Raw genomic sequence first — 13,777 nt, 5'->3', positions numbered from 1 at the left:
TCCAACCAAAGTAAGAAATCGTTACCCCCTTGTCCGGATCATAATAAAAAACCACATAGTAAAAATGGTTGGTATATCGTTAGTGGGCAAGGAGATTCAGTTAAAGATCCTCATCCAAATAAAAAATAATTTTTGTCTTTAAAAGGTAACACAATGTGTTACCTTTTTTGGTTTTAAGGTAAGATTAAAATAGTTGAAAATATACACATTATTAACTTTCAACTTAATAAAAAGTTATATAAAACTATGTTAGAATTTAAATGTGTTATCATTTCTAAAACTATAATAATGGAATTATAGATTTGTTAGATTAAGGTATTGATGATGAAGCAAGTGATTAAATTGGCAATTTTATTTTTGTGTTTTGCAATATTTTCAAATGTACATGCGTCTGAAACAGATAATGCTGCTGAGATTTCCAAAGCATTAGCTGATAGTGCAAAGAAATCTTTATTAGGCGATGAAGGAAAGTTTCCTTTAAAAGTCAAATCAGATTATGAAATAACTAATATTTCAGCTAATCACAATAATGTTGTTTTTGAATATAAAATGCCTACTGATAGCAAAAATACCGCACTAAATGAATTTATAGAAAATGTTAGATTAGGAATAAAAGGTCAGTTTTGTGATAAACCAGACGTATTTAATGTATTAAATACATATGATATCGGCTTTATTTTTCAGTTTGAATTTAGTGATAAACGAAAAATTCCTGTCACATTATCAATAAAAGAAATTTGTCTATGATTGAATCATGAATGCAAATTTCCTCCCTTATTGAAGGGGCTGAAAACATAGCTTAATAGCAGTACGTTTTCTATTTGGCTATCATTTTTAATTAAATATAGGCTCGTGATTTTTTAATCCAGATAATTAAAAATATCGACCTACCAAAACTAAATAGATTATAAGCTAACCATAAACCCTGGTTTCCCCAGATTGGTACAGCAATGTATTGTGCTACAAACCAAACCAATAACGCCAATAGCATTGAGTCGCGTATTGATGTTGTATAACTGATTCCAGAAAAAACACCATAATAGATTAATCCACCCGATGCAACAATTGGAAAAATGATTAACCAATATTGATATTGAAGCGATAGCGTTATGATATTAGTTTGATTGGTTAATAACTTTATGATGGTTGTATCGAAGGTTAGCCAAATTGCAATTAAAATAATTGGGCAAATAATGCAGGCTTGTAGTGACCACCGTAAAGTTTGATTGTAAAGGTGGATATTTTTATTTCCTTTAGCTCGTCCACTGAAAACGCTGGAAGCATTAGCAAAACCGTCAAATAGATAAGCCATCATATAGTGAACTTGGAATAAAATGGCATTGGCGGCTAAAACTTCAGTATTGAACGTTGAACCAATAGAAATAAAGTGGTTAGTTACAATTAATAAGCAGATAGTCCGAATCATTAAATTAGTGTTTACTAGAATTACACCTTTTAATGATTGCCATGACAAAATAGATCTTAAATCCACTTTTTGTTCACTTTTAGGCAAATAACGGCAGGTAAACCAAATACCGACTAAAGTGCAACATATTTGTGCAACTAATGTTGCTAATGCTACGCCTTTAATGTCCCAATGAAACCACCAAACAAAAATTACTGCCATCAAAATGTTGAGTAAATTAATAAACACTTGTAAAAACAGAACGGCTTTTATTTTGGATATCCCCATTAACCAGCCAACTAGGACATAATTAATCAGAACAAAAGGTGCCCCCCAAATTAATATAGAAAAATAGATATCAGCATAATGTTGAACATCTTGATTCGGTTTGATGATGTGCATTGAAGCAACAAAAATCAATTTTTGAAAAATTATAAATGCCAAACCTAAAAAGATTGCGATAAAAAGCGGCCGTATAAGAGACGATCTTAATAACAAACAATTATCCAACGCTTGCGCGGCAAAACCGGTGGTACTTACTCTTAAAAATCCAAATAACCAATAAATAGTATTAAATATTACTGTTCCTATCGCAATTCCAGCAATAAAAGCTGGATTGGGTAAATGACCGACTAAAGCCGTATCGACCACGCCAAGAAGAGGGGTAGTAATGGTTGATAAAATAAATGGAATAACTAATTTAATATAATCTTTAAACTGATATTGCAAATTTGATGTTGATGACATTGTTTAAAAACCTAAAATTGATTCAAGTAACAGTTTAGAATAAGGATTTTTAACTTGACTGAGTTGTTGTATTTTATCAACGTATTCCACGATTTCACCTTGATAAAAAAATGCAACTTTATCACAAAGATAAGTAATTGTAGTTAAATCATGCGTGATAAAGATACTGGTCAAATTTAGCTGTTTTTGTAGATCGGCAAGTAATGTTAAGATTTGGCTTTGAACAGAAATATCCAACGAGCTTACCGCTTCATCAAATAAAATAAATTGAGGCGAGCAAGCTATTGCTCTGGCAATGCATACACGCTGTAATTGACCTCCACTCATTTCGTGAGGAAACCGTTCATAAAAAGAATGGTCTAATCCAACTTGTTCTAATAACGCATTGATACGATGCTGACGTTCCTCTTTTGATAGCTTTTCGTAAATATCAAGTGGCTCAGCAATAATTTGGCCGACATTAAAGTATGGATTAACCGAAGAGTTATAATCTTGAAATACCGCACTGATATTTTTGCGTATAGCTGCTTTTTTCCATGTACGTTTGTTAATATCTTGCCCGCTAAAATAGATTTTGCCACTGTCAGGTTTCTCAAGGCCTAAAATCAGCTTTCCTAATGTACTTTTTCCGCTACCACTTTCACCAATAATACCAAGACACTCACCTTGTTTTAAATCGAATGATACATTTTTGATAATTGTGTTTTTTTTATGGCTAAATATACCAGATTTCAAAAACGATTTTTTTACATTTACAACTTGCAATAACGGTGGCATCAAATTGTCTCCGAGATTAAATTTGGATTATTAGCGTAAATAACCGTATTAAATTTATTCAATAATTGCTTGCGAGTATCAATCAGGTAACGAGTATATTCATGTTTGGGATGATAAAAAATCTGATCACGGCTGCCAGATTCAACAATTTTACCTTTATTCATTACGATAATATCATCGGCAATATGATGAATTACACCTAAATCGTGAGAAATAAAAATCATAGTCGTTTTAGATTTTATCTCTTCAAGCATTTTTAAAATATAAAACTGACTAATTGAATCTAATGCGGTTGTTGGTTCATCGGCAATAATAAGCTCAGGTTCAAGTACTAATGCCATACCAATCATTATGCGTTGTAACATACCACCACTTAACTGATGCGGGTATTTTTTATAAATCTCTTTGGCATTATCGAGCCCTATATTTTCAATCATCAATAAGGTTTTAGCAATAGCATCATTTTTATTGATAGTGAGGTGAGCTTGAAGGGTTTCAACTACTTGTTTACCAATACAATAAAGCGGATCAAAAGCAATCATAGGTTGTTGTAATATTATCGAAATAGCACTACCGCGAATTGGTCTTAATGTCTTTTCATTCTGTTTTAGCAGATCTAAAGTTGAATTAGCCTGTTTGAACAGGATTTGTCCTGTCACGCTAAAATAGGATTCTAATAAGCCGATGATTGCTTTGCAGGTTAAACTTTTACCGCTGCCACTTTCACCAACAATACCTAAACATTTATGATGATTGACGGTAAAAGATATATCATCAAGTAACTTGTTACCATTATTAAGCGTAACGGTCAGTTGCTTTACTGCTAACAATGGGCTACTCATGCTGTTTTTTCCTTAGGATCTAAGATATCTCGTAAACAATCACCTAACATATTAAATGCCGCTACAACAATTAAAATAGCTATACCAGGATAAACCATCTGCATAGGGTGCTGAGTCATTACGTTTTTTGCTTCACTTAACATTAGTCCCCATTCGGCAGTAGGCGCTTGGACGCCTAATCCTATAAAGGATAACGCTGAAATATTCAATATCACCCAGCCAGTGTCTAAGGTAGCCAATATAACTACTTCGGACATGACATTAGGCAATAAATGACGATAAATGATAAAAGAATGTGGTGCACCAATTGCTCGTGAAAAAAGGATATAGTTTTTTCTGCTATATTTAATTACTGAACTTCGGATCATTCGACTATACCAAGCCCATTTGACTACAATATTAGCAATAATAATGTTTTCAATACCCACACCTAAAACACCAACTATAGCTAAAATCATCACTTGGCTCGGAAATGACAACATGATGTCACAAAGACGCATAATACATTCGTCAAGTTTGCCTCGTTGATAACCAGAAATAAGACCAATGATACTACCAACAATTATTGTGATAATCATGGTTAACAGAGATAAGAATAGGGTAGAACGGATACCATAAAGTAACCGAGAAAAAATATCACGTCCAAGGTGGTCACAACCAAGCCAATGCTCGCTCGATATAGCGGCATATTTTCGCACTATGCGAACTTTATTTGGATCAAAAGGTGCAATATAAGGCGCTAATATACCTAAAACAATTATTGTAATGATGATTATCAAACAAACTAAAGCGGTTTTATTGCTAATTACTTGCTTAATTAAATTCATACAGAGCCACCATTACTTCGTAATCGTGGATCTAACCATTGATGAATAACATCAACAATAAAGTTACATACTACAAATAAAATGGCCATAATTAATATGTAAGCCTGAATTACTGGATAGTCGCGATTCATAATAGCGGCTATACATAATCTTCCTAAGCCAGGCCAAGAAAATATATATTCGACAACAAAAGACCCTGCAATTAATTGTGGAATGGTCATACCTAACGCGGTAATTGTGGTATGTAGTGAATTGACTAATACATGCTTAAGAATGATTGTTCTCTCTTTCAAACCTCGACTACGGGCATAAAAGATCGAATAATTATGCATATTTTCCAGCATATTATTACGGATAAAACGAATATACGTTGAGATGTAAACAAACGATAAAGTTAACGTCGGTAAAATCAGGTTCTGCCAGGTTCCATACCCGTTGGTTGGCAATAGATCTAAATAAGTAGCAAACAGCCAAATAAATAGCAAACCTAACCAATAACTAGGCATTGCGGTACCTAAAAAAATAATAATTCGAACAATATGATCGAATGCTGAATTAGCAAAGATTGCACATAACACACCTAAAACTAAACTGACAATAAGTGTAAATAGAAATGACGACATTGCTAAAACTAATGTAGGAATTAAGCTACGGATAACTTCATCCCAAACTAATCTGTCACGATGAATAAACGAACGCCCAAAATCAAGATGTAAAACGTCATATAGCCAAGTAAAATATCGTTCAAAAAAAGGTTTATTTAATCCTAATTCCTGACGCATACTTTCAATAGCATCTGGGGTTGGCATTATTTCATTTAAGCGTAAGGCAACTTCAGCAGGATCGGAAGGGGCTAGATTGATAAGCAAAAAAGCGATAAAAGAGATACCGAATAATATCGGTATCATCATCGTTAAACGTTTAACAATATAATTTAACATTATTGATCAAAAATATTTATGTACTAAAAATGCATTTTCTCAAATGGAATATCAAATTGAGAAGGCGCAAATTCAATTCCTTTTAAAGATTTAACAGCAATAGCCCGATTTCGTTCATAAGTTAATGGTATGTAAACCGCTTCATTATGTAATGTTTCAAGCACGTAACGGAATAGATCTTGTCGCTCTTTTTCATCTGTTGAAATTAATGCTTTACTAATACTTGCATCGATTTGCGGTTTCTCTTTTAAGCCCTGTTGAGCCATATAGTCACCATAAACAGGTAGTTTCATACCAGATAAAAATGATTGTGGATCATATGGTGTACCCCATGAGATATCAAATACCATATCAAAATCACCCGCTTTTTGGCGATCACGATAACCTTGCTCTTCTTCACCGTGAATATTAAGCTTTAATCCAACTTGCTCAAACTCATCTTGCATATATTGAGCAATTGTTTTTTGTGAAGCGGTGTTACTATCATAATAAAGTGTGATTTCAAAAGGTTTGCCATCTTTTTGACGATAATTTTGGCCTTTAACTTTTACCCAACCCGCTTTATCAAGTAGCGTTTCGGCTAATTTAGTGTCATATACATAAGGTTTTAACCCAATATTAGCATAAGGAATATTGGTTGCCATTAATGTATCAGCAGGTGCTTCACTATTATTGAAAATACCTTCTGAAACATCTTTTTTACTAATGATATGTTCAATCGCTTGGCGGACATTAACATCACTTAGTTGGTCACGAGTCGTGTTCATTAATACAATTCGACTAGATACAGGTTTAGACATTAAAGTCTGAAACTTATCCATTGTTGAAAAACGTTCAAATGAATCTGCATCAACCATATTTTTACCATAGATGAGATCGATTTCACCTTTTTCGAGTGCCATTAGTCGGCTTTGGTTATCAGCAATAACTTTCATGGTCACTTTATTGAGTAATGGTTTAGTTCCCCAATAAGTTGGATTAGCGTTAAACACTGCATATTGATCTTTCTTATGATCACCTAATACATAAGGGCCGGTACCAATGTAAGATTTAACGCCATTTTTAGTTTCACCATCAATCATAGAATTAGGTGAAATAAAGCGCATCGGTCGGGTTACGGCAATTTCAATCATAAAAGGGTAATAGGGTTCGGAAAGGTTAACTTGTAGGGTATAATCATCTACTGCTTTGATTTCAGTAATTAAGCGAACCATTTCAAGCCAAGTGTGACGAACTTTGTTTGATAACACGGCATCCCAATTCAGTTTTGCACTGTGCGCATCAAATTTTGCGCCATCACTAAATGTCACGTCTTTTCTTAGCTTGAACGTGTAAGTTTTACCTTCGTTAGTAATAGTCCAGCTTTCTGCAAGCCAAGGTGAAAAAGTGCCATCTTCGTTATAATGAACCAATGATTCATACAACATATTTTGCGCCCACATTTCACCGGAATAGAGATGAGGGTTTAAGTCACGAATATCACGAAAATTAGCAAAAGTTATATCATCTTTAGCAAAACAGTTAATACTAACGCTAGCTAACACTAATGCTAAAAGTAGATTTTTTATACGAGTGAAATTAAAAAACATATTTAGTCCATTAATTTATTGGGATTAGGAACGAGATAGTAACATAAATGAGAATGATAATAAATATCACCTGTATGTTTTTTATAAAAAACATTTTAAAAATCATGGCATTCATTTTATCAAATTCTATTAATTGATTTAAATCTAATTAAGTTTAAAACTAAATTAAGTTAACTTGATTAGTTAAAAATATAGCTTAAAACTTTTTAAAAGTCTTTATGAATAAACAAAAAATATAATTAAGCATTTAATTACCATTGTTTGGCAGCCCCAAAATTGAGTTTAGATTGATCTATCTAATTTTAATAGAGAAGAAAGAGAGAAAATCATTGCCAATATAAATCGCTAAATGGTGTCTGTTCTATGCCTCGTTAAATATTCAAACATTTATTATTGAATTGCTTTATAATAGATTTGAATAATTTATTTCACGTTTATTTAGGAATCATTGCATGTCATTTGACTCTCTTGGCTTAGATGCCAAGATTTTAAAAGCTATTGAAGAACAAAACTATACCGATCCAACCCCCATTCAACAACAAGCTATTCCAGTAATTTTGTCAGGTAAAGATTTAATGGCGAGTGCTCAAACTGGTACAGGAAAAACAGCGGGTTTTGGTTTACCTATTTTACAAAAATTGTATGAAAAGCAACTTAATACAGAACCTAAAAGAGGAAAGCGTCCTTTATATGCGCTAATTTTGGCACCCACTCGTGAATTAGCTGCACAAATAGGTGAAAATATTCGGGATTATAGCCGATATTTATCTATTCGTTCTTTGGTGGTGTTTGGTGGAGTAAGTATCAATCCTCAAATGATGAAACTTCGAGGTGGGGTGGATATCTTAATTGCAACACCGGGTCGGTTGTTAGATTTGGTTCATCAAAATGCGGTGGATCTCTCTACAGTAAAAATATTAGTACTTGATGAAGCGGATCGCATGTTAGACATGGGCTTTATTCATGATATTCGTCGAGTGATCGCTAAATTACCTAAAAAGCGACAAAACTTACTTTTTTCAGCGACATTCTCAGATGAAATAAAATCATTAGCTAATACAATTTTAAATTCACCTGAATCGATCGCTGTAGCCAAAACCAATAGTGCATCTGAGCAAATTACTCAATATATCCACCGAGTTGATAAACGCCGTAAACGTGAACTTCTTTCTTATTTAATTGGTAAAAACCAATGGCAACAGGTATTAGTTTTTACGCGAACGAAATACGGCGCTAATCATCTTGCCGAACAGCTTACTAAAGATGGCATTAAAGCCTCGGCAATTCATGGTAACAAAAGCCAAGGAGCAAGAACTAAAGCTTTAGCTGATTTTAAGTCAGGACAAATACGCGCCCTCGTTGCTACCGATATCGCAGCCAGAGGCTTAGATATTGAGTTATTGCCTTATGTTGTTAATTATGAATTACCTCAAGTTGCAGAAGATTATGTTCATCGTATCGGTCGAACCGGACGGGCACAAAATCAGGGGCAGGCAATATCATTAGTTTGTATTGATGAGCTTTCCCAATTAAAATCAATTGAGAAATTGATTAAAAAAACGATTCCAGAAATTTTTACTCAAGGATTTGAAGTCGATCCTCGAATTAAAGCGGAGCCAGCAAAAAAAGCCAAGCCTGCTCCAGCAAAAAGAAGACGTGTTGATAAAACTCGATCTTCTAAAAATAATCAGAATAGTATGAAGCAATCTAGCCATCATACATATTCTAAAACTAACTAAATTTTCTAAAGTAGAAGGATATTATTATGGCTAAGGTTAATCGCAGTCGTCGTTTAAGAAAAAAATTACATATTGAAGAGTTTAAAGAGTTAGGTTTTACCGTAAGTTGGTCATTTGACGAAGGGACGAGTGAAGACACTATTGATAACGTTGTTGATCAATTCATCATTGAAGCAATACAAGCAAACGGTTTGGCTTACGAAGGTAGCGGGTATTTAAACTGGAAAGGTATTATTTGTACGCAAAAATTGGGTAATTGTACTGAAGAAAATCGTGACGTTGTCACTAAATGGCTTGAAAGCCATGGCTTAAAAAATGTCAAAACCAGCAATTTAATTGATATTTGGTGGGATGAATTAGAATTTTAATTTCTAAATTGAATAAATACTAAAATAGCCACTAATGTGGCTATTTTTATGGATTTTAACGTTACTCAATTCCTTGGCTACGCAAATAATCCTCATAATTACCGGTATAATCAATGACTTTTTCCGGCGTGATTTCAACAATTCTTGTTGCAAGTGAGCTAACAAATTCACGATCGTGCGACACAAAAAATAGCGTTCCTTGATAAAGCTCTAATGCCATATTTAACGATTCAATTGATTCCATATCCAAATGGTTGGTTGGTTCATCCATGACAATAATGTTTGGACGTTGCATCATTAATTTACCAAATAACATACGTCCTTTTTCACCACCAGATAGGACTTTAACTTGCTTTTTAATGTCATCTTGTGAAAATAATAAGCGACCTAAAATGCTGCGCACTGCTTGTTCATCATCGGTTGGTTGTTTCCATTGACTCATCCAATCAAATACAGTTAGATCCTCGTCAAATTCGTATTCATGATCCTGTGCGTAATAGCCAATATTGGCATTTTCTGACCATTTAATATCACCTTGCTCTGGCACTAATTCGCCCATAAGGGTTTTTAGTAGAGTAGTTTTACCAATACCATTAGTCCCCAAAATAGCCACTTTTTCACCAACTTCAACCATTAAATTGAGATTTTTAAATAGTGGTCCGTTATCAAATCCTTTAGTGAGATTTTCAACGACCAAAGCATTACGAAACAGTTTTTTATCCTGTTCAAAACGAATAAACGGATTTTGTCGGCTTGATGCTTTCACTTCTTCTAATTTGATTTTCTCGATTTGTCTTGCACGTGAGGTTGCTTGTTTGGATTTTGCCGCATTAGCACTAAAACGACTAACAAACGATTGTAGTTCACTAATTTGTGCTTTCTTTTTTGCATTATCTGCTAATAGCCGTTCTCTCGCTTGAGTAGAGGCGGTCATATAATCATCATAATTACCAGGATAGATACGTAATTCCCCATAATCCATATCAGCCATATGAGTACAGACCATATTAAGAAAATGACGATCGTGCGATATGATAATCATCGTGCTTTCACGTTCATTTAAGGTATCTTCTAACCAGCGAATAGTATCGATATCTAAGTTATTGGTCGGTTCATCGAGTAATAAAATATCTGGATTAGAAAATAGGGCTTGGGCTAGTAATACTCGCAATTTCCAACCCGGAGCGATTTCACTCATTAATCCATAATGTTGCTCAATTGGTATACCCACTCCGAGGAGTAATTCACCCGCGCGTGATTCAGCGCTGTAACCGTCCATTTCAGCATATTGGGTTTCTAAATCTGCAACCTTAAAACCATCTTCCTCACTCATTTCAGGTAATGAATAGATACGGTCTCGCTCTTGTTTAATTTGCCATAATTCGGTGTGCCCCATAATGACGGTATCAAGTACGCTATATTCTTCAAAAGCAAATTGATCTTGGCGAAGTTTACCTAAGCGTTCATGTGGATCAAGTGAAACATTGCCAGCGGTTGGGACAAGATCGCCACCAATAATTTTCATAAACGTGGACTTACCACTACCATTTGCGCCGATTAATCCATAACGATTACCATTACCAAATTTTACTGAAATGTTTTCAAATAGTGGCTTACTGCCAAATTGCATTGTGATATTACTTGTTGTTAACACGGATAATTACTCTCGAATTGATTTGTGCAACTCGTACTTGAAGCATTTTTCATAAGCTTAAAGTGAAGTGGCTAAACTGTGATTTGGCGCACATTATGCCATAATAAAGCGATTTTTAGCACTTTTGTTACTAAATTTATGTTTCAAAAACCCCGCTCCTCAACTTTTTTTGATTAGTAAACATATCATCCTTATTACTGTTTACATTAATAAGCCGAATTGATACTATGCCAAACTTTCTTTTATCAATAAGAATTTAATATGTATTATCTTATTTTTGTAACGATAGTTTGGTCGTTTTCATTTAGTTTTATTGCTGTTCATTTAAGTGGGCAAGTTGATACGTGGTTTGCAGTTGTAATGCGCGTCTTGCTGGCTTTTATAACCTTTATTCCTTTTTTACGCTTTAAAGGTATTTCTGTAAAACAGATGGTGTTGTTGATGGGCGTTGGTGCTTGTCAATTAGGTATTATGTACTTTTTTTATTACAACTCTTTCCAATATATTTCAGTGCCTGAAGTGTTATTATTTACTATTTCAACGCCAATTTATGTCACGCTAATTTATGATTTCTTGCAAGGACATCGACTCAGACTTGTTTACCTATTAACCGCTGTTATAGCTGTAATTGGCGCAGCCGTTATTCGTTACGATCATATTAGTCGAGATTTTATTATCGGTTTTCTCCTGATTCAGGGCGCTAATATGGTTTTTGCCTTGGGACAGGTTGGATATAAACGTATTATGGAGCTTTATCCATTACCGCAACATCAAGCTTTTGCATGGGTCTATTTAGGCGCAATACTGGTGGCTAGTATTGGCTGGTTTTTATTTGGCAATCCCGAAAAACTACCCACTACCCAATTACAATGGGGGATAATTATTTGGCTTGGGGTTGTGGCATCTGGATTATGCTATTTTTTATGGAATTATGGCGCAACCAAAGTCGATTCGGGTACGCTTGCCATTATGAATAATTTGGTTATTCCAACTGGTATTTTAGTTAATGTTATTATTTGGCACCAATCGATTGATTGGGGCCGATTTGCGCTAGGTAGTGCAATTATTATTTCTGCCTTGATCTTGCATCATAAATTCAAAAAGCTAGAGGCAAATTAATTTTTCTAAGCAAACTGTAACATTATTGATAGAATTAGCGGTGTTGTCACGGATGATAATGCCGTTGATATCAATAAACTTGAAGCAATAGGACCTTGCAATACCTCAAACTGTCTTGCCATCATATAACAATTTATCGCAATTGATACCGAACTTAGTAATACAATAACTTGCAGTTCTAAAAGTGGTAATCCGACTATTATCGCTAAAATATAGGTCACAATCGGTAAGATAAATAGTTTTAAAACACAAATGGCTATGGTGATCGGTAAATCATCGCGGATCTTATATTCAGCAAGCCCCATTCCTAAAACGATTAATGAGAGAGGCGCTGTCATATCGCTTACCATCTTCGTCGCTTGATTGATGAAGAAAGGTAGTGGAATGTGTACATAATTGACAACTATTCCTGCAAAAATACCAATAATAATCGGATTTTTTGCTACATTTTTAAATGCTTTTATAAATCCTTTAGTCGATAATTTTCCCATCTGGACAAATTCGATGGATACCGTGGCTAATGTCCACAAAATTAACGCATTAAAAATCACAATAATGGCAACAATCGGAATGGCTTTTTCGCCTAATAACATTTTGATAATTGGTATGCCCACAAACACAGTATTGGTATAAATTCCACCCATTGCAAACATGGTACTTTGCGAGCCATTGAGTTTGAAAAATTTAACCGCAATAAAACAGCCCAATGCAAACACAATAAATGAGCCACCAAAAAAGACCAACAAAAGATTGGCATCAATTTCAGAATGCTCTGAAAAATGGCTCATAATCTGAAATAACATAATTGGGAAGGCAATATAAAACGTAAATTTGGTAACACTATCGGTCACCGTTTTTTGCCAACGCCCCGCTCTAACTGCTATGTAGCCTAATAAAATCAAAACGAACAGAGGCAATGTAGTTAAAAACTGTTGCCATAATGTGATTAGAAATTCCATGTTACTTTTATGCGTGATTTCGGGTGAAGTACCATTCTAATTCAGTTGAGCGTGTTGAATCAAATTGGTAGCCTTCTAAATTAAAACTTTTAATATCGTCACTGTTATTAATGCTATTTTTTATAATAAATCGACTCATTAAACCTCGTGCTTTTTTAGCATAAAAGCTGATCACTTTATAATCATTTTTACTTTTATCTAAAAAGATGGGTTGAATAACCTTCGCTTTGAGTTGTTTAATTGCTTTGAAATATTCATTAGAAGCTAAATTAATTAACGTTGGATTGGTTGATTTTGCCAACTCGTGATTTAAACACTCTGTTAACTTATCACCCCAAAATTGATATAGATTAGTATTATTACCATTTTTAAGGCGAATACCCATTTCTAGACGGTAGGGTTGAATTAAATCAAGTGGTCGTAATAAGCCATATAATCCTGATAAAATGCGTAAATGAGATTGTGCAAATTTTAGATCGGCATCATTAAAATCTTCTACATGCAAACCCTCATAAACATCACCTTTAAAAGCCAGAATAGCTTGCCTTGCATTATCAAAATTGAAGTCAGTATGCCAGTTTTGAAAACGTTCATAATTGGTAGTGGCAAGTTTTGGGCTGATCGACATTAATTTAGCCAAGTCATCACTGCTAAGTTTTTTACAAATATCAATAAGTTGTTTAGTTGATTCTAAAAATTCGGGTAAGCTATGTTGTTTGGTAATTAAAGGCGTTTGATAATCAAGCGTTTTGGATGGAGAAATAATTGTTAGCATAAAAAATACCACCTATTGTGTTTTGTACCAATTGG

13 protein-coding genes are annotated in these 13,777 nt (G+C 34.1%); 4 read left to right on the top strand and 9 right to left on the bottom strand.

The annotated features are described in order from the left end of the window. The first annotated feature begins 324 nt into the window (after positions 1–324). On the top strand, positions 325–747 hold the full coding sequence (locus J3U16_RS10160; protein WP_065734073.1) for a hypothetical protein: 423 nt from the start codon (positions 325–327) through the stop codon (positions 745–747). Between the two features lie 91 nt (positions 748–838). On the opposite strand, the gene J3U16_RS10155 is transcribed toward J3U16_RS10160, so the two are convergent. Genes J3U16_RS10155 through nikA form a run of 6 tightly spaced genes read right to left on the bottom strand, consistent with a single transcriptional unit; the run spans position 839 to position 7,128 of the window. Next, positions 839–2,152: an MATE family efflux transporter gene (locus J3U16_RS10155; RefSeq protein ID WP_267331896.1), complete on the bottom strand. Its 1,314-nt coding sequence runs from the start codon at positions 2,150–2,152 to the stop codon at positions 839–841. Positions 2,153–2,155: 3 nt separating this feature from the next. Then, on the bottom strand, positions 2,156–2,929 hold the full coding sequence (locus tag J3U16_RS10150; protein ID WP_267342988.1) for an ABC transporter ATP-binding protein: 774 nt from the start codon (positions 2,927–2,929) through the stop codon (positions 2,156–2,158). After that, complete coding sequence (locus J3U16_RS10145; protein WP_065734076.1) at positions 2,929–3,771, bottom strand: ABC transporter ATP-binding protein; 843 nt, start codon at positions 3,769–3,771, stop codon at positions 2,929–2,931. The genes J3U16_RS10150 and J3U16_RS10145 overlap by 1 nt, the downstream gene beginning before the upstream one ends. Continuing rightward, positions 3,768–4,598, bottom strand: coding sequence for a nickel/cobalt ABC transporter permease (opp1C, locus tag J3U16_RS10140; protein WP_065734077.1), 831 nt, complete (start codon positions 4,596–4,598; stop codon positions 3,768–3,770). Before opp1C ends, J3U16_RS10145 begins: the two co-directional genes overlap by 4 nt. Beyond that, entirely contained in the window at positions 4,595–5,539 is a 945-nt protein-coding gene (gene opp1B, locus J3U16_RS10135) for a nickel/cobalt ABC transporter permease (RefSeq protein ID WP_065734078.1), read from the bottom strand. Before opp1B ends, opp1C begins: the two co-directional genes overlap by 4 nt. Positions 5,540–5,562: 23 nt before the next feature. Then, positions 5,563–7,128: a nickel ABC transporter substrate-binding protein gene (gene nikA / locus J3U16_RS10130; RefSeq protein ID WP_267342987.1), complete on the bottom strand. Its 1,566-nt coding sequence runs from the start codon at positions 7,126–7,128 to the stop codon at positions 5,563–5,565. A gap of 452 nt (positions 7,129–7,580) precedes the next feature. Between nikA and rhlE the strand changes: the two genes are divergently transcribed. Continuing rightward, complete coding sequence (gene rhlE, locus J3U16_RS10125; RefSeq protein WP_267342986.1) at positions 7,581–8,867, top strand: ATP-dependent RNA helicase RhlE; 1,287 nt, start codon at positions 7,581–7,583, stop codon at positions 8,865–8,867. A 26-nt stretch (positions 8,868–8,893) separates the two neighbouring features. Then, on the top strand, positions 8,894–9,235 hold the full coding sequence (locus tag J3U16_RS10120; RefSeq protein ID WP_065562082.1) for a YggL family protein: 342 nt from the start codon (positions 8,894–8,896) through the stop codon (positions 9,233–9,235). A 61-nt stretch (positions 9,236–9,296) separates the two neighbouring features. Here the strand turns inward: J3U16_RS10120 and J3U16_RS10115 are convergent, their stop codons facing one another. Then, positions 9,297–10,889 carry an ABC-F family ATPase gene (locus tag J3U16_RS10115; RefSeq protein WP_065734081.1) on the bottom strand — a complete coding sequence of 531 codons (1,593 nt, stop codon included), beginning with the start codon at positions 10,887–10,889 and terminating at the stop codon, positions 9,297–9,299. 261 nt (positions 10,890–11,150) lie between these two features. Here J3U16_RS10115 and J3U16_RS10110 point away from each other — a divergent pair, with 261 nt between their 5' ends. Then, on the top strand, positions 11,151–12,008 hold the full coding sequence (locus J3U16_RS10110; protein ID WP_267342985.1) for a carboxylate/amino acid/amine transporter: 858 nt from the start codon (positions 11,151–11,153) through the stop codon (positions 12,006–12,008). Positions 12,009–12,013: 5 nt separating this feature from the next. On the opposite strand, the gene J3U16_RS10105 is transcribed toward J3U16_RS10110, so the two are convergent. Both J3U16_RS10105 and yaaA read right to left on the bottom strand, forming a co-directional pair. Further along, a complete protein-coding gene (locus J3U16_RS10105; protein WP_065562079.1) occupies positions 12,014–12,967 on the bottom strand; it encodes an AEC family transporter in 954 nt (317 codons plus the stop codon). A 7-nt stretch (positions 12,968–12,974) separates the two neighbouring features. Further along, positions 12,975–13,742, bottom strand: coding sequence for a peroxide stress protein YaaA (gene yaaA, locus J3U16_RS10100; protein WP_267331055.1), 768 nt, complete (start codon positions 13,740–13,742; stop codon positions 12,975–12,977). Between the last annotated feature and the right edge of the window lie 35 nt (positions 13,743–13,777).

The sequence above is a fragment of the Gilliamella sp. B3023 genome, assembly GCF_026536845.1.
Taxonomy (GTDB): domain Bacteria; phylum Pseudomonadota; class Gammaproteobacteria; order Enterobacterales; family Orbaceae; genus Gilliamella; species Gilliamella apicola_E.
This window is presented reverse-complemented; position numbering and strand designations above follow the sequence as displayed.